The sequence below is a fragment of the Streptomyces sp. NPDC028722 genome, assembly GCF_040637655.1.
GTDB lineage: Bacteria > Actinomycetota > Actinomycetes > Streptomycetales > Streptomycetaceae > Streptomyces.
On sequence record NZ_JBEZWU010000001.1, the window covers coordinates 339,229 to 360,780 of the forward strand.

The 21,552-nt window shown below is 67.8% G+C and carries 23 protein-coding genes; 21 read left to right on the forward strand and 2 right to left on the reverse strand.

Going from position 1 to position 21,552, the window contains the following annotated elements; all coding sequences use genetic code 11:
• Positions 1–128 precede the first annotated feature (128 nt).
• The gene (locus tag AB0F03_RS01490; RefSeq protein WP_361985165.1) at positions 129–2,594 is read left to right on the forward strand and encodes an Orn/Lys/Arg decarboxylase N-terminal domain-containing protein; all 2,466 of its coding nucleotides are present in this window, start codon (positions 129–131) and stop codon (positions 2,592–2,594) included.
• Positions 2,595–2,662: 68 nt separating this feature from the next.
• Here AB0F03_RS01490 and AB0F03_RS01495 read toward each other — a convergent pair whose 3' ends face one another.
• Entirely contained in the window at positions 2,663–2,797 is a 135-nt protein-coding gene (locus AB0F03_RS01495) for a glutamine synthetase (RefSeq protein ID WP_361985168.1), read from the reverse strand.
• 690 nt (positions 2,798–3,487) lie between these two features.
• Here AB0F03_RS01495 and AB0F03_RS01500 point away from each other — a divergent pair.
• The 3 genes from AB0F03_RS01500 to AB0F03_RS01510 all read left to right on the forward strand — a co-directional run bounded on the left by AB0F03_RS01500 (position 3,488) and on the right by AB0F03_RS01510 (position 7,346).
• Positions 3,488–5,194: a tetratricopeptide repeat protein gene (locus AB0F03_RS01500; RefSeq protein WP_361985170.1), complete on the forward strand. Its 1,707-nt coding sequence runs from the start codon at positions 3,488–3,490 to the stop codon at positions 5,192–5,194.
• A gap of 356 nt (positions 5,195–5,550) precedes the next feature.
• Positions 5,551–6,786: a helix-turn-helix transcriptional regulator gene (locus AB0F03_RS01505; RefSeq protein ID WP_361985173.1), complete on the forward strand. Its 1,236-nt coding sequence runs from the start codon at positions 5,551–5,553 to the stop codon at positions 6,784–6,786.
• A 50-nt stretch (positions 6,787–6,836) separates the two neighbouring features.
• Positions 6,837–7,346, forward strand: coding sequence for a flavoprotein (locus AB0F03_RS01510; RefSeq protein ID WP_361985807.1), 510 nt, complete (start codon positions 6,837–6,839; stop codon positions 7,344–7,346).
• Positions 7,347–7,562: 216 nt separating this feature from the next.
• On the opposite strand, the gene AB0F03_RS01515 is transcribed toward AB0F03_RS01510, so the two are convergent.
• Complete coding sequence (locus AB0F03_RS01515; RefSeq protein WP_361985176.1) at positions 7,563–7,958, reverse strand: GntR family transcriptional regulator; 396 nt, start codon at positions 7,956–7,958, stop codon at positions 7,563–7,565.
• Between the two features lie 447 nt (positions 7,959–8,405).
• Here AB0F03_RS01515 and AB0F03_RS01520 point away from each other — a divergent pair, with 447 nt between their 5' ends.
• The 17 genes from AB0F03_RS01520 to AB0F03_RS01600 all read left to right on the forward strand — a co-directional run bounded on the left by AB0F03_RS01520 (position 8,406) and on the right by AB0F03_RS01600 (position 21,503).
• On the forward strand, positions 8,406–8,585 hold the full coding sequence (locus AB0F03_RS01520) for a hypothetical protein (RefSeq protein WP_361985179.1): 180 nt from the start codon (positions 8,406–8,408) through the stop codon (positions 8,583–8,585).
• 89 nt (positions 8,586–8,674) lie between these two features.
• On the forward strand, positions 8,675–8,941 hold the full coding sequence (locus tag AB0F03_RS01525; protein ID WP_361985182.1) for a DUF6284 family protein: 267 nt from the start codon (positions 8,675–8,677) through the stop codon (positions 8,939–8,941).
• Positions 8,938–9,387, forward strand: coding sequence for a Pycsar system effector family protein (locus AB0F03_RS01530; protein WP_361985184.1), 450 nt, complete (start codon positions 8,938–8,940; stop codon positions 9,385–9,387). The genes AB0F03_RS01525 and AB0F03_RS01530 overlap by 4 nt, the downstream gene beginning before the upstream one ends.
• The gene (locus AB0F03_RS01535) at positions 9,384–10,415 is read left to right on the forward strand and encodes a DUF2637 domain-containing protein (RefSeq protein WP_361985187.1); all 1,032 of its coding nucleotides are present in this window, start codon (positions 9,384–9,386) and stop codon (positions 10,413–10,415) included. The genes AB0F03_RS01530 and AB0F03_RS01535 overlap by 4 nt, the downstream gene beginning before the upstream one ends.
• A complete protein-coding gene (locus tag AB0F03_RS01540; RefSeq protein WP_361985189.1) occupies positions 10,412–10,747 on the forward strand; it encodes a hypothetical protein in 336 nt (111 codons plus the stop codon). Before AB0F03_RS01535 ends, AB0F03_RS01540 begins: the two co-directional genes overlap by 4 nt.
• Before the next feature lie 33 nt (positions 10,748–10,780).
• Complete coding sequence (locus AB0F03_RS01545; protein ID WP_361985192.1) at positions 10,781–12,268, forward strand: DNA cytosine methyltransferase; 1,488 nt, start codon at positions 10,781–10,783, stop codon at positions 12,266–12,268.
• Between the two features lie 163 nt (positions 12,269–12,431).
• Entirely contained in the window at positions 12,432–14,672 is a 2,241-nt protein-coding gene (locus AB0F03_RS01550; protein WP_361985195.1) for a cell division protein FtsK, read from the forward strand.
• A 141-nt stretch (positions 14,673–14,813) separates the two neighbouring features.
• Positions 14,814–15,068, forward strand: coding sequence for a hypothetical protein (locus AB0F03_RS01555; protein WP_361985198.1), 255 nt, complete (start codon positions 14,814–14,816; stop codon positions 15,066–15,068).
• A 16-nt stretch (positions 15,069–15,084) separates the two neighbouring features.
• Positions 15,085–15,279, forward strand: coding sequence for a hypothetical protein (locus AB0F03_RS01560; RefSeq protein ID WP_361985201.1), 195 nt, complete (start codon positions 15,085–15,087; stop codon positions 15,277–15,279).
• Between the two features lie 14 nt (positions 15,280–15,293).
• Positions 15,294–15,755 (forward strand): hypothetical protein, encoded by a 462-nt coding sequence (locus AB0F03_RS01565; RefSeq protein ID WP_361985204.1) that lies wholly within the window; start codon positions 15,294–15,296, stop codon positions 15,753–15,755.
• Between the two features lie 18 nt (positions 15,756–15,773).
• Positions 15,774–15,962, forward strand: coding sequence for a hypothetical protein (locus tag AB0F03_RS01570; protein ID WP_361985207.1), 189 nt, complete (start codon positions 15,774–15,776; stop codon positions 15,960–15,962).
• The gene (locus AB0F03_RS01575) at positions 15,959–16,318 is read left to right on the forward strand and encodes a hypothetical protein (protein ID WP_361985210.1); all 360 of its coding nucleotides are present in this window, start codon (positions 15,959–15,961) and stop codon (positions 16,316–16,318) included. Before AB0F03_RS01570 ends, AB0F03_RS01575 begins: the two co-directional genes overlap by 4 nt.
• A 91-nt stretch (positions 16,319–16,409) precedes the next feature.
• Positions 16,410–17,285, forward strand: coding sequence for a DNA primase (locus tag AB0F03_RS01580; RefSeq protein ID WP_361985213.1), 876 nt, complete (start codon positions 16,410–16,412; stop codon positions 17,283–17,285).
• A 130-nt stretch (positions 17,286–17,415) separates the two neighbouring features.
• The gene (locus AB0F03_RS01585) at positions 17,416–18,822 is read left to right on the forward strand and encodes a phage/plasmid primase, P4 family (RefSeq protein WP_361985216.1); all 1,407 of its coding nucleotides are present in this window, start codon (positions 17,416–17,418) and stop codon (positions 18,820–18,822) included.
• A gap of 107 nt (positions 18,823–18,929) precedes the next feature.
• Positions 18,930–19,172 carry a helix-turn-helix domain-containing protein gene (locus tag AB0F03_RS01590; RefSeq protein ID WP_361985219.1) on the forward strand — a complete coding sequence of 81 codons (243 nt, stop codon included), beginning with the start codon at positions 18,930–18,932 and terminating at the stop codon, positions 19,170–19,172.
• A 78-nt stretch (positions 19,173–19,250) separates the two neighbouring features.
• On the forward strand, positions 19,251–20,501 hold the full coding sequence (locus AB0F03_RS01595) for a site-specific integrase (protein ID WP_361985221.1): 1,251 nt from the start codon (positions 19,251–19,253) through the stop codon (positions 20,499–20,501).
• Positions 20,502–20,609: 108 nt separating this feature from the next.
• Positions 20,610–21,503, forward strand: a complete 894-nt coding sequence (locus AB0F03_RS01600; RefSeq protein WP_361985224.1) for a Shedu anti-phage system protein SduA domain-containing protein — start codon at positions 20,610–20,612, stop codon at positions 21,501–21,503.
• Positions 21,504–21,552: the final 49 nt, after the last annotated feature.

A 21,552-nucleotide genomic window follows, 5' to 3' on the forward strand; every position in this document is an offset into this window, starting at 1 on the left:
CAACAGGGCGGCCGGGCTTTCCACCATCACGGTGTCTTCCCGACCCGGGCTCCCGCACTCCCGGCGGGCCGCCCCGGAGACTTCCCGGGGAGGCGGCCGGGCGGCTGCCGGGAGAGACGAGGACACGGATGTCCGACAGCAAGATCCTGGTCGCGGTGGGCGAGCATCCGCGCGCCGAGGGGGCCGCGGCCGAGCAGCTGCGCAAGATCCGGGACGCGGTGCAGGCGGCCGGCTTCGGGGTGCGCTGGGCGGTCACCGCCGAGGACGCGGACGCCGTACTGCGTACCGAGGCGGGACTGGCGGCGGCCATGGTCGCCTGGGACCTGCCCGTGGCGGGGGCGGGGCCGCGGATCAGCGGCGACGGTCATCGGATCAGCGGTGACGGCCCCGGGGCCGCGCTCGCCCCGCCGGCCCCGCGGGACGGCGCCGCCCGCTGGAGCACGGACGGGAGGGGCCGGACGGACGGGCGCACCGACGGGGCCACGGCCGGAAGCACCGAGGGGGTCACGGGCGGGGCCGCCGTGCTGCGCCGGATCGGGCGGCGCTTCCGGGACCTGCCGGTGTTCCTGGTCATGGCCGACGAGGGGCTCGAGGACCTGCCGCTGTGGGTGTCGGAGACGGTCGTCGGATACGTGTGGCCGCTGGAGGACACCCCCGGGTTCATCGCCGGCCGCATCACCACCGCCGCCCGCGCCTACCGCGAGGACGTGCTGCCGCCGTTCTTCCGGGCGCTGCGCCGCTTCGACGATGCCCACGAGTACTCCTGGCACACCCCCGCCCACTCCGGCGGCGTCGCCTTCCTCAAGTCGCCCGCCGGACGCGCCTTCCACGACTACTTCGGCGAACGGCTGCTGCGCAGCGACCTGTCGATCTCCGTGGAACAGCTCGGCTCGCTGTTCGAGCACACCGGCCCCATCGGCGACGCCGAACGCAACGCGGCCCGCGTCTTCGGCTCCGAGCTGACCTACTTCGTGCTGCACGGCGACTCCACCTGCAACCGGCTGGTGGGCCACTTCAGCGTCACCCGCGACGAACTGGCCCTGGTGGACCGCAACTGCCACAAGTCGGTGCTCCAGGGCCTGGTCGTCTCCGGTGCCCGGCCCGTCTACCTCATCCCCACCCGCAACGGCTACGGCCTCGCCGGCCCGCTGCCCCCGGCCGAGCTGGCGGCGGACTCCGTCGCGGCCCGGATCGCCGCGCACCCGCTCGCCGAGGGCGCCGTCTCCCGTCAGGCCCAGTACGCGGTGTTCACCAACTCCACTTATGACGGCCTCAGTTACGCGGCCGTCCCGGCGGCGCGGGCGCTCGCGGCCAGCACGCCCCGGGTGCACTTCGACGAGGCCTGGTTCGCGTACGCCCGGTTCCACCCGCTGTACGCGGGCCGGTACGGCATGTCGGTGGACCCGGACACCTTCCCCGGCCCCGACCGGCCGACGGTCTTCGCGACCCAGTCCACGCACAAGCTGCTGGCCGCGCTGTCGCAGTCCGCGATGGTGCACGTGCGGCCGGCGCCCCGGGCGCCGGTGGAGCACGACCGCTTCAACGAGGCCCTGATGATGCACGGCACCACCTCCCCCCTCTACCCGATGATCGCCTCGCTGGACGTGGCGACGGCCATGATGGACGGGCCGCAGGGCGAGTGGCTGATCGACGAGGCGCTGACGGAGGCGGTCCGCTTCCGGCAGGAGATGGTCCGGCTGCGCCGGCGGGTGGAGAGCGCCGGGGACCGGCCGCCGTGGTTCTTCGGCGTCTGGCAGCCGGAGGAGGTCACCGACCCGGCGACGGGCGAACGGCTCGCCTTCGACACGGCCCCGCCGGAGCTGCTGCGCACCGAGCAGTCCTGCTGGCTCCTGGAGCCGGACGCCGCCTGGCACGGGTTCCCGGGGCTGACCGAGGGCCACTGCATGCTGGACCCGGTGAAGGTCACCCTGACCTGCCCCGGCATCTCCGCGACCGGCGAGATGACCGAGGAGGGCATCCCGGCGCGGGTCCTGACCGCGTACCTGGCCACCCGGAACATCGTGGTCGAGAAGACCGACAGCTACACCACGCTGGTGCTGTTCTCCATGGGCATCACCAAGGGCAAGTGGGGCACGCTGCTGGACGCGCTGATGGACTTCAAGGCCCTGTACGACGGCGACGCCCCCCTGGACCGGGTCCTGCCCGAGGCGGTCGCCGCGCACCCCCGCCGCTACGCCGGCATGACCCTGCCCGAGCTGTGCCGCCAGATGCACGAGCAGCTTCGCTCGGTACGCCTGGTGGAGCTGCTGGACACCGCGTTCCAGCAGCTGCCCGAGCCGGTGTTCCCGCCGCAGCACTGCTACCAGCGGCTGGTGCGGGGCGGCACGGAGCGGGTGCGGATCGCCGACGCGGCGGACCGGGTGGCCGCGGCGATGGTCACGGTGACCCCGCCCGGCATCCCCGTCCTCATGCCGGGCGAGTCCACCGGCACCCCCGACGGCCCCCTCCTGCGCTACCTCACCGCCCTGGAGACCTTCGACCGCCGCTTCCCGGGCTTCCGCAGCGAGACCCACGGCGTGACGATCGACGAGGACAGCGGCGACTACGAGATCGAGTGCCTGCGCACGGACTGACCCGGCGCAGCCGGATACCGGGGGGCCGGTGGTCGCGGACCACCGGCCCCCGCGCCGCCCGGGCGCCTCTACAGCACCGGCAGGTTCTTCCGCAGCTCGAACGCCGTCACCTCGGAGCGGTACTCCTCCCACTCGCTCTTCTTGTTGCGCAGGAAGTGACGGCAGCCCGGAGCGACCTCAAACGATCGACGTCGGCGCAGCACCAACCTGGGATCGGACGGTCGTCGTTGGTCGCTGTTGGTCGCTGTAGGCCACCCTTCGACGGCCCACAGACGGCCCCGACTCGTGCGGGACAGCAGGTATCCAGCGGGTCGACGATCTACCCCCATGAGCAACGCCCTACTGGGACTATGGACCACATGAGACTGCGTGGCAGGAGCAGGTGGGTGGCCTTGGCTGGCCCTCTGTTCTTCGTGCTGGTACTTACCGTGGGCCCGCAAGCGCTTCAGGCCGCGAACGTTACCTGGCCAAAGTGGGCGGTAACCTCCCTCGCTGCAACGGGAGGCGTCTTGCTCCTGGTGGCTAGCGCCTTCATGCAAGTCAAGCTTGACGCTCTAACAGCACAGACAGCCGAGGCGAATCGGCTAGACATGCAGCAGGATTCCGCCCTCAAACGAATAATCGGATCCAGCGAGAACTTTCCACTTGTCAAGAATGTCTCAGATCGAGCCTTAATTGGAATCCACGCCGCTATCCCACTGCCTCACAATTCCAATTCCATCCTATCTCCAGAATTTCCTACTTACATCCCCCGCGATGTAGACGCCGACCTACGAGCCGCCTTGCATTCCAAGGCAGCGACTGGTGGATTTTTCTTGCTTGTAGGAAGAGCGGCCTCAGGGAAGACCCGATGCGCTTACGAAGCAATCAGAAGCACACTTGGGGAGTGGCGCTTGTGCATTCCCCCAAACGCAGAATCGCTCAACCTACTCGTCGAAAGCGACGTTGATTTCACCAAAACAGTGATCTGGCTCGACGATATACAGAGGTTCCTAGAGCCAGGGAACTTCTCGCTCGAGACAACACAACGTCTCCTACTTCAGCGGGACAGACCAGCAGTGATCATAGGGACTATCTGGCCCGAAAAATACAGTCAATTGCGCGGCACCGGCAGCGAGGAATATAGCGACGACATTAGGCGCGTTCTTGAGTTGGGGCGACGTTTCGATATTCTCGATTTCACTGAAGCCGAACAGGCTCGCGCGCGTGAAATTTCTCAAGTGGATCCGAGAGTCTCAGAAGCCTTGACCGACGGACCGTGCCCTAGATTGACAGAACATCTTGCCGCCGCACCAGAACTCGTCCACCGCTGGGTACAAGCAGATAACCCGTTGGGGGGTGCAGTGGTCACCGCAGCAGTTTCTGCACGGCTGTTGGGACACCCGCAACCAATGGACAGGGAAATGCTTCTGAATCTTTCACTTTCACAGCTCGACGGAACTCAACGTGCCACCGCGCCCGAGGACTGGTTCGAGCAAGCACTCAACTGGGCTACGCTACCCGTCCGCGGAGCTAGCGCTCCGCTGGCAGCTTACGCTCGTGAGATAGGGAACATCTCGGGTTACATCGCTTCAGACCTCCTAGTCCAGTACGCCCAAAATCTCCTTGCGCTTAAGAAATTCACAATCCCTAACACTTTTGGGGAACTTCTAATTTCCCTGTCCACACCCGAGGCCTGCGCTGCTATCGGGCTGACGACAGAGAAATGGGAAGATTCCCGACTCAGCCTTTTGGCATACAAGACTGCCGCAGAACGTGAAAACGCCTTCGCCTCGACGGTGTGGGCCACTCACCTGGACGGAGAGGGGCAAGCCGAAGAGGCACGGCAATACCTGTTGCGCGCCGCAGCATCTGGGTATGTGCCAGCAATGACCCTGTTGGCGATTTCCTTGTCTCGACTCGGAGAGACGGAAGAAGCTATTCTCTGGGGACGGCGTGCCGCTGCGTCTGGAAACGCGTCTGCCACTGGAACCCTCGGAGCCCTGCTTTACGCCCAAGGAAACAGGGAAGAGGCACTTACTTGGACGAAGACGTCGATACGGGCAGGAAGTCATGTGGCCGTCGAACAACTTGCGCTACTTCTAAACGACGCCAGCGACATTGAGCCGGACATCGTAGACCGTGTTCGCGTTCGAGCAGAAGAAGGCAGCGTAGCCGCCATGCAGGCGCTTGGCAGGATCCTGATCAGCAAGGATGATTTCGTTCCTGGATTTCATTGGCTAGAATCAGCCGCCAATAAGGGGGATGGCATTGCTGCCAGGATTCTATTTAAGTACCTGACTGAAAGAGGGGAGAGCGATAGGGCTCTCGACCTTATACAGGCGTCTGCGGAGTCCGGTGATACTTTTTCCATGACTCTCCTAGGGATGACCCTAATTGATCAGGGAGGCGCGGAGGACGCCCTAAATTGGCTACGCCGAGCCGCCGCTGAGGGTGGAGCAATCAGCTTGTTGGCTCTAGGCGTCACGCTGTGGGAGAGCGGTCACCAAGAGGAGGCTCGCGAATGGTTCGCCAGAGTCGATGCATCAGGTGACGAAAAGGCACGAGAAATTTTGTCTAACTATTTGCGGGAAGAAGGAATCTCATCAATTGAGCAGTAGGGGTGCGTTCGCCTGGTTGGCGGAGACCGCCTCCCTAGAAGGTCACGTCAGCACGCCCATCGTCGGCCGCGGCGACGACCGGCGAGCGATGCCACCACTTGGTGGTCACCTGCGAGGGCTTATTCCCGCACTGCTGGCATCCGTAGAGTCACCCCACAGGCTGCGCTCATCGTTGACTGATCAAGCCCGCCTGCTACGGCAAGCTCTTGGTGAAAGGACCCGGACACAGTGTCCGGGTCCTTTCACCAGGAGCCGCTCATCCTTGTTCTGGCCCGGGAACCAGCAGGGCCAACTACCTGCCCGGTCACAAGCTCTGTACCGTGAGACGGGTCGCTACCCGCAGGAGGCAGCACATCGTGCGTGGTCTAGGAGATCACCTCAGCATCGGTGAACGCATCGCGTTCTACCGGAAGCGTCGCGGCTACACGCAAGAGGTGCTCGCCGGTCTGGTCGGGCGCAGCACCGACTGGTTGGCGAAGATCGAGACGGGGCGCCGGAAGCCTCCTCGAATCGACATGCTCGCGGAGCTGTCGCGCATCCTGCGCGTGCCCCTCGGGGACCTGCTCGGTCAGACCGTGCTCATGGAGGGCGAGAAGCAGCAGGACGACGTTCCGGCCGTGCGAGACGCGCTTATGAGCCCGCGCCGGCTGTCCCGTCTACTCTTCGGCCCCGAGGCTGAGACGCAGCTTCCCACGCCCGCGCCCGTGGCCGTGCGTGTGGAGCAGGCATGGAACGACTACCAGGGTGGGCGGCTCGGCAGCGTCATCGCCGCGCTTCCCGCGCTCCTTCAGACAGCGCAAGAGCTGGAGGAGCGAGCCTCACGCCGCGGTGAGGATCGTAGCGACTGCTGGGCAGTGTCGGCGCGCACCCACCACCTCGCAGCAACGACCCTCGCAAAGATCGGCGAATCAGACATCTCCTGGCTTGCTGCCGAGCGTGCGATGCGTGCCGCAGACGAGTCCGACGACCCGCTCGTGTTGGCCTCCGCCGCACGGTCCGGCACGCACGCCCTGCTGGCCAATGGCCGGTACGACGACGCGTTAGAACTGGGCAACACGGCCGCCGCATGGCTCTCGTCTCGGGTGACCGACAACGACCCTGCGGCACTGAGTCTGCTGGGGATGATCCACCTGCGCGCCGCAGTCGCAGCCGCTCGTCACCAGGACCGGCCCACCGCAACCAGCCTGCTGCAACGAGCCGAGGAACTCGCGGATGACCTTGGCTCGGATGAGAACCACTGGCAGACCGGCTTCGGACCCACGAACGTCCTGCTTCACCGTCTCTCGATTGAACTGGACCTCGACAACGTGACGTACGTGGTGGAACACGGCCGGATCAACGTCGATCACATGCCACAGGAACGCAGCGTGTCGCACCGCATCGACTTCGCACGCGCTCTGTCGCTCAGCGGACAGGGCGATGAGGCATTCGCAGAACTCCGTACGGCTGAGCGCACATCACCGCAGCTCGTGCGAAACAATCCAAGGGTGCGCGAGACGCTGCGGGATCTGATCAAGCAATCACCGGTCACGGGCGGCTCGCGATCGTCCGAGGTGTTCGTGATGGCTCAGAGGTGCAGGGCGGTCCAGTGAGTTCAGGAAAGCGCGGGGTGCTTGGAGTCGTCGGGTCAGCAGCCGGAGGGGTGGAGGGGTTGCGCGCCGGCCTGGTCGAGCCCGCGATGGGACGCGGATGGCAGGTAGCCGTCACCCTGACTCCGACCGCCGGCCAATGGCTGCGGACAAGCGGCGAGGTCGAGCGACTGGAAAGGCTGACTGGCTTTCCCGTGCGAGATGAAGCCCGTCTGCCTGGCGAGACTCGCCCACACCCACCGGTTGACTGCTACGTGGTAGCTCCCGCGACGGCCAACATGGTGGCCAAGCTCGCCACGGGCCTGATGGACAATCAAGCGCTGACGCAGGTGGGGGAGGCAATCGGCACCATCGGGCTGCCGGTAGTCGTCTTCCCTAGGGTCAACGCGGCGCACGCTCGTCACCCGGCATGGCAGCGCCACATCGAGACCCTCGAAGTGGGCGGCGTGCGCATCGTCTCCGGACCAGAGGTCTGGCCACTGTACGAGCCGCGCGAGGCGTCGGCAGGGCGCGGCCTTCCCTGGAAGGCCGTCCTGGACGCCGTGGACGAGGTCACCGGGTGACGGCTGGTCAACACTCCTGACCTGCGAGGAAAGAGGACCCGGACACTCTGTCCGGGTCCTCTGCCGTTCACGGTTACATGCTCATTGGCATGCCAGGAATCACTGAGCGAAGCGGCGAGCTGGAATGCATGACTCCGGCTGAAATCGCGCTGATCAAGGTGAGTTTGCGGGACGCGCGTGTCACAGTCGAACGACTGCTGAGGCGTGCCGAGGAACTCACGGCGAGCGTGGAGTCTCGCTACCCACCAGCCGCTCAAGCCGGTCAAGCCGCTCCCCGAGCAAACGGAGAGCGTCATGAATCGTGCTGAGTTCCGCGGCGAGGGCTGCGAAAGCGGGACTGCTGCCCGGCTCGCTGCCGAGGGGTGCCGAGGGGTCACGGACGAACGTCCCGCGTCCCTGCTGGGTGAGAATCAACCCTTCGTCGCGCAGCTGGCCGTATGCGCTCTGAACCGTCATGAGCTGCACGCCCAGTTCCTTGGCAAGCGCGCGAGCTGCTGGGAGCCGGTCCCCTGCCCCGTACTCGCGGTCGGGGCCCGTGATCTTCTCGCGGAACTGCGCCGCAATCTCCCTGGCCGTCGGCGTGGGTGTAGGCACTTCCCGGCTCTGATCCATACCCCTGAGAGTAACCGGACCTAGGTCAATCTCCTGCCCGCCCAGTGCACCTCCTTGACATTAAGATTGACCTAGGTCAATCTGAACTCATCGCCGCAACGCGAGGCCCGAAAGGGCTTCACCGGCCTGTCAGTGCCCGGATGCAAGGCCCGGAATCCGCACTGCGAAGAACTCAACAGAGTGCCGACCCAGCCATCTGCACACGGGTGGTCGATGGGTGCGGGTTACCACCCCGACCGCCCATGTCGGGCCGGGTGACCTGCCCAGATCCGTCCTTCGGGGCGGTGATGGCATCGCATGAAGTGCGATCAGCGGACCTTCCGTGAAGCGCACCTCAACCTCTCCGCCTCGCTCGCCGAGGCGGTCGGTTGCCTCCTCCGCTCGTCTCGTACGAGCGGAGCTGAGGGGAGCCGAGCGAAGGCTTCGCACCTGCCGAGAGGACTGTTCATGGACCGTCTGAAGAAGGCCGCCGCCGCTAACCGCGAGGCCGCTGCCGTGCAGCGGGCTCACAGACGAGAGGGCGTGGCCGAGCGCTGGGAGGCCCGCGCCGACGAGCTGGAGTCGGGCGCGGTCACCGACGTCACCGACTCCGTCAGCGGCTTGGTCCGCTGGGCCTTTGGGCGTTGACCCACCTTCACCCATAAACGGCGCGCGGCTCCCGGGGTGCCTCCCGGGAGCCGCAGTGGGCCGTTCCGTCTGAGAGGAACCACGACCCAATGAAGCACATCGTCACTGTTCAGGACGCCGTTACCGCGTTCGCTCCGTGGATGGAGCCGACGGACGCGGAGCTGAACGCGATCGAGCAGGAGATGCCCGCCATCCTGGCGGAGGTCGAGCTGCTGGACGCGCACATCGTCACGCTGGACCGCTCCCCGTCCGAGCTGGACGCCCGCCGCATCCGCCGTGCCCGCCGCCGGTTCCTCGCGGAGCGGGCAGCGCTCGCCAACCGCGCCACCACAGTGCCGACGGATGGTGCCGCGTGACCGCCCCCGATCAGGCCCTTTCCGCCATGCACGCCGAGGTGAAGGCGGAGATCGCGCGGACGGACACCAAGACCGGGCTACTGCTGGCGTTCGTGGGAGCCGTGCTGGCCGGGGCCTGGTCCATCGGCAGGGACGTACCCCTGAATGTCATCGTCTGCATCGTGGGCGGTCTCGGGCTGGCGGTGCTGGCCACATCCGCCGGACTGCTGCTGCGATCGACGCGGCCGAACCTGCGCGGCCGGCACGGCTTCCCCCTGTGGGCCACGCTCACCGCCGACCAGGTCGCCACCGCCGCAGCGTCTCGCGAACTGTCCGCCGAAGTCGCCGGGCTCTCCCAGCTGGCGGTGGCCAAATTCGCCGACCTGCGGCGCGCGATCGACCTGGTCTATGTCGGCGGGGCCTTGCTCATCCTCGCGGTCCTGTTCGCCCTTGGAGGTGCGGCATGAGCCCAGGGAGTCCCGCCACGCTCGATGCTTCCACGGGGCCAGTGGGGGTGCCGCCGCTGACCCGCCCGGAGATGGGCCTTGCCGGTCTGGGGGCGCTGGCCGCCGCGGGTGTCGGTGCGCTCGGTTTGATCTCGTCGTTCGCCGCCGTCTCGCAAGCGGCCGCGCGGTGGGGGTTCGGTGAGCCGTGGATGCTGCCGGTCGGCATCGACACGGCCATCCCCGTATTCACGCTGGCCAACCTGCTGCTGATCCGGATGGACATGGCGCTTGCCTGGGTGCGGTTCGTGCCCTGGGTGCTCACACTGATCACCTGCGGCCTGAACGTCGCGGCCGGGCACAGCCTGTGGGCAAAGGTGGCCCACGGCACGATGCCGCTGCTGTGGGTGGTGTTTTCCGAGATCGGCGCGCACGTCTACGCGGTGCGGATCGGTGCCGCGACCGGTCGGCGCATGGAGAAGATCCGTTTCTCACGGTGGCTGCTGGCGCCGTTGTCGACGTTCGCGCTGTGGCGGCGGATGACGCTGTGGGAGGTCACCTCCTACGGCGTGGCGCTCGGTCTGGAGCGCGAGCGGCAGTTGGTCCGCGCGGACCTGCGCGAGCGTTACGGCTGGCGGTGGCGTTCGCGGACGCCCCGGCGTGAGCGGGTGATGCTCCGCATGGGCGACCATGCCCCGGCCGCGAGGGAAGAGGCCACCCCGCCCGCGCCGCCCACCGACACCGCCACGGACACGCCGGTGGACAGTGCTCCTCGGCCGTCGCGCCGTTCCGCACCGAAGGCGAAGGCGAAGACGAAGGCGAAGGCGGTGAAGCCGCGGGCCCGGTCGTTCGAGGACGTGCTGAGCGAGGCCCGCACCGTCACGGCCGGCTGGCCCGAGGGGGAACTGACCGCTGACCGGCTGCGGACCACGCTGCGGATCTCGCAGGACAACGCCCGCAAGGTCCGCGACGCCCTCAAGACCGAGCGCACCGGACCCACTCTGCACGCCGTGGATGCCACCGACGCCGGCGGCGAGGAGGTGGCGGCATGAAGTCACAGCCTCTCGCGGCGGTCGACACGTGGCTGCCGGTGATGGAAGCAGCCGGCTACCGCTGCCAGTGCGCGGGCGAGTGCGGCAACCCGCACGCCAAGACGGACGGGCGGTGCCCGCGCGAGCACGACGGCTACACCAGCAAGCACGGCCACCGCGTCCGCCTGATGGCCGCGCCCGCCGACCCGTCGACCCCGCCCACCAGGGCGGTCACACTGCCCGCCAGCGACCTGCGCGCCTGGTGCCCGGAGTGCTACGTCGCCGCCATCCGCCGGGCCCGCGCACAGTCGGCCCCGCCCGCCGACGATGCACCGGGCCTGTTCGACCTGTAACCCGCCTGCACTGCACCTGAAGGGAGTTCGGGCGTGAGCCTGACGTTCACCGACCTGTTCTGCGGCGCGGGCGGGTCCTCCACAGGCCTGGTCGCGGCCGGTCTGGAACTGCGCCTCGCGGCGAACCACTGGAAGCGCGCGGTCGAGACCCATGCGGCCAACCACCGCGACGCCGACCACCTGTGCGCGGACATCAACAACTACGACATGCGGCGCCTGCCCCGGACGGACATCCTGTGGGCCTCGCCGATCTGCACGGAGATCTCCCCGGCCGGCGGGCGCCGCCGCACCCACGGCCAGCTCGCCCTGGAGCTGGAGGAGTACGGCCGGGTGGACGACGCCGGGTGGGAGCGCACCAGGGCGACCGCCTACGACGTGATCCGGGCGACCGAGGTGCACCGCTACAAGGCGGTGCTGTGTGAGAACGTGCTGGAATTCGCCGTCGACTGGGAGCTGTTCGACTGGTGGCGCAAGGGCATGGAGATGCTCGGCTACCGCTCCCAGATCGTCTCCGCGTCCTCCGCCCACGTCGGCGGCGAGGGCAACGCCCCGGCCCCGCAGTGGCGGGACCGGATCTACATCGTCTTCACCCGCACCGACATCCCCGTCCCCGACCTGGCACCCCGGCCGGCCGCCTGGTGCCCCGATTGCGGTGAGGACGTGGCCGCGGTGCAGACGTGGCGCAACGGCCGCAGGGTGGGCAAGTACAAACAGCAGTACGACTACCGCTGCCCCAACACCACCTGCCGCCACGCCCTGGTGGAGCCATACGTACGGCCGGCCGCGTCCATCATCGACTGGACGAACCTGGGGGTGCGGATCGGCGACCGCCCCGCGCACGGGCTGCGGCCACTCGCGGCGAACACCATCAAGCGCATCCGCGCCGGGCTCAGCCTGCTCGGCAGTGAGCGGATGGTGCTCACCGTCAACCACGGCGGACACGACGGCCGCGCCGTGCCCGCCGACAGCGCCCCGCTCGCCGCCCGCACCGTGAAGATCGGGGACGCGGTACTGGTCCCCGCTGGCGGGACGTGGAACACGCAGCCGACGCACACGGGTGAGCCCATGCGGACGCGGCTGGCCAACCCCAAGGGGTTCGAGGCACTGCTGACCCCGCCGCAGGCCGATGACTCGTTCATCGTCACCCTGCGCCGCAACGCCACCGCCCGCCCGGTCTCCACCCCGGTCGACACCGTCACCGGGCAGGGACGGCATCACTGGCTGGTCATCCCCTACCGCAACGCCGCCAGCAAGTCGGCCGGCGAGCCGCTGCACACGCTCGGCACAAAGGACTCCGCCGCGCTGCTCGGCCCGGCACCCGAGCTGGACGACTGCCACTACCGGATGATCCAGCCGCGTGAACAGCTCCTCGCCCAGCGCTTCCCGGCCGACTACATCGTCCACGGCAACAAGGGCGAGCAGACCATGCAGGCCGGTAACGCCGTCTCCTGCAACGTCGCCCAGTGGATCGGCGAACGCGTCACCGACGCCCTCGCCCGCACCGCCGCCCACGCCGCCTGAGGCAGTGGCCTAAAGCAAGGGGCCCAAATTGGGACAGGGGTACAACCTGTACCCGTTACCGCCGAGTACGGCGCCCATCATCTGCGCACGGGCCCGGCCGCCCACCTCCTACAGCGTCGGCCGGGCCCGCTTTCCCTCACACCCGAAAGTGGAAGGACTCTCAGTGAAGCACCCCGACGACGACGAACTGTTCAACCGGCTGGAAGCCGAGATGGCCGCCGACACCGACCCCGACTCGGGAACCAACGTGGTCGACCTCGACAAGGCCCGATCCGCACGCGAGCAGTCGGCCGACCCGAGTGTCCCGGCCCATGGCGGGCAGTCGGCCGACTCGCCCGGACACGAGTCGGGTGAGGAGTCGGCCGACCCGACCCGCCGCGTGATGGTCGACCAGTCGGCACCGGCCGTGACCGGTCCCGGCTACCTCGGTCGGCTCGCCGCCGCAAGGCGCCGGGACGTGATCCCGCTGTGGCTGCACTCGGTCGCCGAACTCAAGACCGCGTCCGCGTGGGTGGCCCGCCACTACACCCACGCCACCGCCTACCACGCCCTTCGCTCCCCCGTGTACGCCGCGCGGCTGGCCATGCAGGCCCCCACGGGGCTGGCCCGGTTCGTCGGCGGCACCATGCGGTGGGTCGCCGACCGCGAGGGCGAACCGGTCCGGCTCGCCGCCGTGCGCCGCGAGGACGCCGCCGAATATCTCAAGCTCTCCCGCCAGCGTGACGGACGGGTCCGGCTGCGGACCCTGGTCGCCGTGCTGGCGATGTTCACCGGCATCGGCGCCGCGCTGGCCATCTACGTCCTCGCCCCCGACTGGCTGCAAGCCCTGTCGGTCAGTGCCCTGGTGCTCGCGCTGGGCTTCAACGGCCGCAAGGCCGACGACCCGGTCATCCACCGCGCGGTGGAGGTGCCGAAGGCCAGCAAGCTGACGTCGGACATCGTTCTGCGGGCGCTGGGGGCGCTCGGTATCCCGGCGATCAACCAGGCGCAGGCCAAGGGGCGGGACGGGTTCGAGTTCACTGCCCCGATCACCCGTGACGGCCCCGGCTGGCGTGCGGAGGGCAACCTGCCCTACGGCGTGACGGTGACGGACGTGATCGAGCGCCGGGAACGCCTCGCGTCGGGTCTGCGCCGGCCGCTGGGCTGTGTGTGGCCGGAGGCCGTCTCCGAAGAACACACCGGGCGCCTGGTGTTGTGGGTCGGTGACCAGGACCTCAAGTCCGCGCCCAAGCCCGCATGGCCGCTGCTGAAGTCCGGCACCGTGGACCTGTTCAAGGCCATCCCGTACGGCACCGACCAGCGCGGACGCTGGGTGTCGGTCACGCTCATGTTCATCGCCGGAGTGATCGGCGCGATCCCCCGCATGGGCAAGACCTTCCTCCTGCGGCTGCTGCTGCTCATCGCCGCCCTCGACCCGCGCGCCGAGCTGCACACCTACGACATGAAGGGCACCGGCGACCTCGACCCCGTGGGCGAGGCCGTCTCCCACCGCCACGGCGTCGGCGAGGAGGACGAGACGATCCTGTACGCGCTGCACGACTTCCGCGCCCTGCGCGAGGAACTGCGGCGCCGTACCAAGGTGATCCGCTCGCTGCCCCGGGACATCTGCCCCGAGTCGAAGGTGACCAGCCAGCTTGCCGACAAGCGCTCGCTCGGCCTGCACCCCATCGTGATCGGGGTGGACGAGTGCCAGGTGCTCTTCGAGCACGAGGAACACGGCAAGGAGTTCGAAGCCATCGCCACCGACCTGGTCAAGCGCGGTCCCGCCACCGGGATCGTGCTGCTGCTGGCCACTCAGCGACCCGACGCCAAGTCCCTGCCCACCGGCATCAGCGCGAACGCCGGCGCCCGCTGGTGCCTGAAGGTCATGGGCCAGACCGAGAACGACATGGTGCTGGGCACCTCCTCCTACAAGCGCGGCGTGCGCGCCACGATGTTCTCCTGGGGCGACAAGGGCCTGCACTACTTCGTCGGTGAGGGCGCGGACGCCCGGATCGTCTACGGCGCGTTCATCGACGCCCCCGGCGCGGTGGCCGTCGCCGCCCGCGCCCGCACCGTCCGCGAGAAGGCGGGACTGCTGTCCGGCTACGCGCTCGGAGAGGCACCGGAGGCGGTCACGGGTCCGTCCTACGACCTGCTCGCCGACGTGGCGGCGGTCGTACCGGAGAAGGAAGAGCGGGTGTGGAACGAGCGGATCGCCGCCCGTCTCGCCGAACTGCGGCCCGAGGTCTACGGCGGCTGGAAGGGCGAGAACGTCACCTCCGCACTGAAGCCGCACGGCATCAAGACCCGCGACGTGGCGGGCACCACGGAGGACGGCACCCGCACCACACGGCGCGGCATCGTCCGCGCCGACCTCCTCAAGATGATTGCGGAGCGTAACGAAAAGCCGGGCGCGGCATAGGCCCGACACGGTGCTACCGGTAGCACCCACACCTGCTACCGGTAGCACCCCTGCTAGCGCCCCAAACCCGCACTGATCTGCGATCTAGCGGATAGCACCCCACCTGCGGAAACCTCTGCGAACCCACCCGGAGGGCCCTTCATGACCCCCATCCTCCTTGCTATCGCCTGCCTGATAGCCGTCACTTTCGGTTACAGCGGGCTGTGTGCGGCCTCGCCGTTCGGCGACTGCCGCAGGTGCCGTGGCATGGGCCACGCGCTCAAGCACGACCGCAAGGGACGCCTCAAGCGCGGCAAGGACTGCCGCCGCTGCCGCGCGACCGGCAAGCGCATCCGCGTCGGCCGCTGGCTCTACAACCGCGCCGCGCGCATCCACCGCGCCGGCACCACCGACTGAACCAGGAAGGCCCCTGATGACCCTGAACATCTCCGCCGTGCTCCTGTTCGGCGCCGCGTCCGCCTTCGCCGTCAGGACCAGGTCCGCCGGGGGCGGCGCCGCCCTGGTGCTGTTCCTCTTCGGCTTCTTCACCGCCGGGACCGGCGCCTACGAGCCCATTCACAACCTCGTGCAGGCATCCGCCGAGGCCCTCTCCGCGCTCGGCAAGTGACGGGAGACGACGACGTGAACCAGCCCACCCACTACCCGGCCGCACACGAGATGTCGGCCCTGGAGATTCACCGCCTCGTCCCGCTCGTGCCCTCCCCCACCGCGCCGCTCGCACCTGTGCAGTCCGGCGGCGTCCCGGCGGTCGCGAGCATCGTCCTCCCGGACGGCCGCGTCGTCACCGGCTACGCCGTCGCCCCCGCACAGCCCGAGCCGATCACCGCCAAGCCGGCCGTCTCCCGCGCGGCGGTGAACGTCGCTCTCGGGGGCGTCGGGTTCCTCGCCGTCTGCGGCGGGCTGTTCCTGCTCACCGCGTTCATCACCACCCTGACCGCCCTGGTCACCCAGCTCATCATCCTCGCCGCCGTCATCTTCGGCGGATGGATCGCCGTGCAGGTGTTCAGCAGGAGCGGCCACCGGGGCGGGACCACGGTCAACATCCGCAAGGCCGTCATCAAGCGCAGCCACTTTCACGGCTGACCGCGAGGAGACCCACCCGTGTTCGAGATCCGCGTGATCTGCCCGCCCGGCGACGCCGACCAGATCGCGGCCACCCTCACCGCCGCGTTCCGCGTTGGCGGCTTCCGCCGCTACCCCGCCCGCGACGGACAGCGCATGCGCATGCGCCTGTACGTCACCGCCGAACCCCACCCCATCCCCGACCATGCACCGAAGGACACCGCATGAGTGGCGACACCCAGTCCGCCCCCGGCCCGGTGTGGCCGGCGCCGGAACAGGCGTACGCACTCGCACCGAACCTCATCCGAGAGATCGGCTGGACCGCGCGCACCGCCCGGCTCGCCGCCGGCGAGTCGTTTCGCGAGGAGGACGCCCGCGAGTACTGGCTGCGCAAGGCCGCCGTGCTGGACCGCATCGCCCTGCACGGCGAGGCCGACGGCATTCACGACAACGACGCCGCCGAACTCGCCGACGCCGCCGCCGCGCACCTGATCGACACCGACCAGGCCCGTACCCCCGCGACCGACGCCGATCCGCGCGGCTACGTCCGCCAGGAGTATGCCCGCTGGATCAGGCACCACTAGCTACGCCAAGGGCGGCCCCCAGCATCTCGCCAAAGAACCCGGGGCCGCCCTTGCCAACGAGTCCACAACAGACCTGTTGGAGGTCCCCAGCATGACCCAATCCGTCCCCATCCGGCGAGTGGCCCTCAGCCTCGCCGCAGCCCGTGTGCCTGTGCTGCCCCTGCGGGAGGGCAAGGTGCCCGTCGGCAACTGCCCCGCCTGCACGGGCAACGCGTGCGGCGGACGACCGAACATGAAAGCCGCGGGTCCCTGCACCTGCCCGGCACCCTGCCACGCCTGGGCTGCCGCCACCACCGACCCGCGCGTCATCGCCTCACCCGCATGGGCGCCGGCATGGCGGGAGGCTGCGGCCGTCGCCTACCACCCCGGCGGCGCCGGACTCACCGTGGTGGACCTCGACAACGCCGACGCCATTGCGTGGGCACGGCAGAACCTGCCCGCCACCCGAACCGTGCCGACCACGCGCGGCCAGCACTGGATCTACCGAGGCACCATGCCCTCCGCCAACGCCGTCCGCCCCGGCATCGACATCAAGTCCCGAAATCAGTACGCCCGCTGGCTCGGTCCCGGCACCGGACGCATGACCGCGTTGCCCCCTGCCGTGCGCGCCCTGGTGGTGAAGGAAGAGGCCACCCCCGCCCGGCGGGGGGTGGCCTCTTCACCTCCCCGCACCACATGGGACAGCACCGTCGCCACCGGCTGCCGCCACACCCAGCGCTACGTGCGCACCGGGCTCGACCGCGGCCTCGCCCTGATCCGCTCACACACCGAATCCGGCGCCGGATCAAAAGCGTTCGGAGTCGCCCGCTTCATCGCCGCCCAGCACACCCACTGCCCCGGCCCCTGCGGCCTCGACGCCATCGGCGACGAGATCACCGCCGCCGCCGTCCTGGTCGGCGTCCCCGAGCCCTACGCCCGCCGCGCGGTCGCCAACGGCTTCAAGACGGCAGCGGAGCGTACGGCATGACCATCGCACCGCGTGACACCACCTGCGGCCGCCAGCGCGCCGTACGGGCCGCGCCACAGCCGTGCGTGGGCGCACGAGAGGTCGCCGCCCGTAAGGGCGCCCGCATTGTCCTTGAGGGGAGGGCCGCAGCATGACCGACGAACCCGCCACCGAGAACGAGGAACTGCCACCACCGTCCAACCCTCTCGCCGTCGCCCGCCGGCTCCTGCCGGATTGGCAGACCGAGGACGGACACCTGGTGTGCCACCGCTGGCGGGCATCCTGGATGCGCTGGACCGGAACCCACTGGCGCGAGGTGGATGAAGCCCAGGTACGCAAGGCGATGTACGAGCGCCTGGAACACGCCATCTACCTGGTGCCTGTCAAGGACGGCCAGATAGAGGAACGCGAGTGGGCACCGACGAAGCAGAAGATCAGCAACCTGCTCGACGCCCTCGGCTCGATCACGCTGCTGCCCTCCGACGTGGACGCTCCCGCATGGCTGGAGAGCGGTGGGGCTGGCTTCACCGATGGAGGACCCATCGTGGCATGCGCGAACGGACTGCTGCGCATCCGCGACCGCGCCCTACTGCCGCACACCCCCGGGTTCTTCAACCACGTCTCCGTGCCGTTCGCCTACGACCCGGACGCCACCGCCCCGGAGTGGGAACGGTTTCTGGCGAAGATCTGGCCCGACGCCCCTGACGCCATCGCCGCGCTTCAGGAGTGGTTCGGCTACATCCTGTCCGGGCGCACCGACCAGCAGAAAATCCTGCTCATGGTCGGCCCGTCACGCTCGGGCAAGGGCACGATCGCGCGTGTGCTGAAAGAGTTGGTCGGCAAGGAAAATCTCGCAGGCCCCACGCTCGCCGGGCTTGGCACGAACTTTGGGTTGTCGACCCTGGTGGGCAAGCCGCTCGCGGTCATCTCGGATGCCCGTCTGTCCGGCCACGACAGCAGCCAGGTCGTAGAACGGCTCCTGACCATCTCCGGTGAGGACACCATCGACGTGGACCGTAAGTACCGAGCGGTGTGGACCGGCAAGCTTCCGACCCGGCTGATGATTCTTTCCAACGAGTTGCCGCACTTCGGCGACTCCTCCGGGGTCATCGCCCGTCGGTTCGTGGTGCTCAACATGACCGTGTCGTGGCTGGGCAAGGAAGATCCCACCCTGTTCGACCGGCTTGTCACCGAGATGCCCGGCATCTTGAACTGGGCTTTGGCCGGACTCGCCCGCCTGGAGGCCAAGGGGCGCATCACGGAACCGGAATGTAGCCGCGAGGCAGTCACAACCATGCAGGACACCGCCTCACCCACCAGCGCCTTCATCCGGGAACGCTGCATCACCGGGCCCGCATGCAGCGTCCCGGTGGACACCCTGTGGGTGGTCTGGCGCGAGTGGGCCGAGGACAACGGCGTCCGCGCGGTCGGCACCAAGCAGATGTTCGGCCGCAACCTGCTCTCTGTCATTCCCCAGCTCCACCGCACCCGACCACGCGACGCCTACGGCCGACAGGTGATCACCTACAACGGGATCACGGTGAAGCAGTCCGACTGACATTGGCCTGAGTCGCGTCTCATCGCGTCTCACAGCCTCTCGAAGCGCCTTTGAGTGCCGATGAGTCGCGACTCAGCGCAATGTGACTCCAACCCTCGGAGGACACAGTGACTCCCCAGATCTTGCAGGAGACCGGCTCCCCCGCCACCCTCCGGAGCGGCCTTCCGGATCGGTACCTCACCCCTGACGACATCGCCGAGATCTTCGGCGTGCCCGTCGAGACGGTCTACCAATGGCGCAAGAAACGCACCGGCCCGCTCGGTTTCCGTGTCGGCAAGCACCTCCGGTACGACCCGGCCGACGTACGCGCCTACGTCACCGAACGTAAGAGCGCCGACACCGCCGCATAACCCCACACACCTCAAGACAGCAGGGCGAGCCGACCGCGGCTCGCCCTGCTGCGCGTCGCGAGAGGACTCCGTCACCGCATGGCAGGCCATATCCAAGACCGCTGGTACAAGACCGACACCGACACCAACGGCAAGCCCCGGCGCGTGCGTACCGAGCGACACGGCACGGGCCTGCGATACCGCGCTCGGTACATCGGCCCCGATGGAACCGAGAAGAGCAAATCCTTCCCTGACGGCCAGAAGCGGTTGGCTGATCAATGGCTGGCTGCCATCGAGGCGGACATGTCGCGCGGACAGTATGTGGACCCCGCCGCCGGCCGCGTGACGTTCGGGCAGTACGCCGAGAAATGGTTGAAGACCCAGACCACCGACATGACGACCCGCGAATCGGTCGAATCGGCAATCCGGGGCCACGCCATTCCCTACCTGGGGCCGCGGCCCCTGGGTTCCTTCAAGCCGGAGCACATCCGGGACTGGCTGAGCAACCTGGAACAGGTCGTCCCCGCATCCTCGTATCGGCGCGTGATCTACAACAACGTCTCCACGATCCTCAGCGCCGCCGTTGATGACGGTCACCTGTCCAAGAACCCATGTCGTGCTCAGTCCGTACGTCCCCCCGCCGCGGGCACCGGACGAGTCGTCCCCTGGAGCGCGGATCGGGTCTTCGCCGTGCGAGCGGCCCTGCCCGAGCAGTACCACGCGGTGGTCGATCTGGGCGCCGGGTGCGGTCTTCGCCAAGGGGAGATCTTCGGACTCACCGCTGATGCGCTCGGCTTCGACTCGGGATGGCTTCACGTCGGGAACCAGGTGAAGGTGAGCAGGGGACGTCTCGTGTTCTCTCCGCCGAAGCGGAACAAGGTGCGGGACGTTCCCTTGCCCGATCGAGTGGCGCACGTCCTCAAGGCGCACATGGAAGCGTTTCCCTCGGTGGAGGTCGCTCTTCCATGGCTTCGGCCGGACGGTCCGCTCGTCACGAAACGACTGTTGTTCACTCGGCTGGATGGTGCCGGCGCCGTTCGGCGAACCGACTTCAACGTCCACGCGTGGAAGCCCGCCCTCGTGGCGGCCGGCGTGATCCCGCAGCCCAAGCAGGGCCAGAGGCACCAGGCCGCCCGCGAGCACGGCATGCACGCCCTGAGGCACTTCTATGCCTCAGTCCTGCTGGACGCCGGCGAGAACATCAAGGCCCTGAGCCACTACCTCGGACACAACGATCCGGGGTTCACGCTCCGGGTCTACACGCACCTCATGCCGAGCAGCGACGCACGGGCCCGGAAGTCGGTGGACAGCATGTACGACGCCTTCAGCACCGCCGTAGACCGGACCTGAGCGACCGGACGTCAGGGAGAAATGCGCATTCTATATGCTCTCCCAGACGTCCGGCCGGTTTTCTCGTTTTCGCTACCCAGGCCGTCAGCGATCCCCCAGAATCGGACCATGGACCTGCTTCGCCATGCAGTAACCGACGAGAATCCCGACCGCCCTCTGGCGCCGACCTGGGACGAATACCGGGATTGGCTTCTACCTAAGTGGAATACGTTGCTGGATTCGAACCCCGATGAGCGACAGATGCAGGAGTTTCTGGAGTCACACCCCTGTCTCCTGCCCGGAGCGACTGACAGTGTCGGCCACGGAGGACACCATGGGGCTTCTTTCAGTTCAGTAATCAGGCAGCCTCCTCTGCAGGGCCTTGGGCCGAAGCGTGTACCAGACTTCATGTGGGTGAGGCGAGACACGGGCGCTATCAGACCTATCTGCATCGAAATCGAAAGCCCTGGAAAGTCATGGTTCAACAAGAACAGAACTCCGACAGCCGAGCTAACTCAGGCCATTGATCAACTTACGGAATGGAAAATCTGGTTCAACTCCCCTGAGAACCGCTTAATCTTCGCTAAAACCTACGCCCCCTCGTACTCTCATCGTCCAATCGAACCTCAATTCGTACTTGTCTTCGGCAGGAATGCCGAGTTCAAAGTCGGATCATCCAAGCATGATGATCCGGACTACATGCGCCTAAAACGTGACCACATGCTTCGCAGGGATGAGCACTTCTTCACTTACGATCAACTGCGACCGGAACGTGAGGCGGAAGACTACGCAACGATTACCAATAGCGTCTATGAGTGGTTCCTGAACTCCATTCCGCCAACTTTCGGCACTGGCGCCCACATCACGGAATTGAGCAGAATCGTGAGCGACCCGTCTGAGGCCATCACTAAAACTGCCCTCGCCAGTCCGGCGCGGAAGGCGTATCTGCTGGAGCGCTGGAAGTACTGGCGCTCGGTGGCGCTGGCCCCTGAGTCGTATGCCTACGGCTTGGGACGGGAGTAACCCGGATAGCCGCGATCACCGTCGCCTAACGCGCCCACAGCAGCGTTGG

Coding starts and splice junctions, on each gene's coding strand:
- AB0F03_RS01490 (WP_361985165.1), top strand. CDS start 129: ATGTCCGACAGCAAGATCCTGGTCGCGGTGGGCGAGCATCCGCGCGCC.
- AB0F03_RS01515 (WP_361985176.1), bottom strand. CDS start 7,958: ATGGATCAGAGCCGGGAAGTGCCTACACCCACGCCGACGGCCAGGGAG.
- AB0F03_RS01520 (WP_361985179.1), top strand. CDS start 8,406: ATGGACCGTCTGAAGAAGGCCGCCGCCGCTAACCGCGAGGCCGCTGCC.
- AB0F03_RS01525 (WP_361985182.1), top strand. CDS start 8,675: ATGAAGCACATCGTCACTGTTCAGGACGCCGTTACCGCGTTCGCTCCG.
- AB0F03_RS01535 (WP_361985187.1), top strand. CDS start 9,384: ATGAGCCCAGGGAGTCCCGCCACGCTCGATGCTTCCACGGGGCCAGTG.
- AB0F03_RS01540 (WP_361985189.1), top strand. CDS start 10,412: ATGAAGTCACAGCCTCTCGCGGCGGTCGACACGTGGCTGCCGGTGATG.
- AB0F03_RS01555 (WP_361985198.1), top strand. CDS start 14,814: ATGACCCCCATCCTCCTTGCTATCGCCTGCCTGATAGCCGTCACTTTC.
- AB0F03_RS01560 (WP_361985201.1), top strand. CDS start 15,085: ATGACCCTGAACATCTCCGCCGTGCTCCTGTTCGGCGCCGCGTCCGCC.
- AB0F03_RS01575 (WP_361985210.1), top strand. CDS start 15,959: ATGAGTGGCGACACCCAGTCCGCCCCCGGCCCGGTGTGGCCGGCGCCG.
- AB0F03_RS01580 (WP_361985213.1), top strand. CDS start 16,410: ATGACCCAATCCGTCCCCATCCGGCGAGTGGCCCTCAGCCTCGCCGCA.
- AB0F03_RS01585 (WP_361985216.1), top strand. CDS start 17,416: ATGACCGACGAACCCGCCACCGAGAACGAGGAACTGCCACCACCGTCC.
- AB0F03_RS01595 (WP_361985221.1), top strand. CDS start 19,251: ATGGCAGGCCATATCCAAGACCGCTGGTACAAGACCGACACCGACACC.
- AB0F03_RS01600 (WP_361985224.1), top strand. CDS start 20,610: ATGGACCTGCTTCGCCATGCAGTAACCGACGAGAATCCCGACCGCCCT.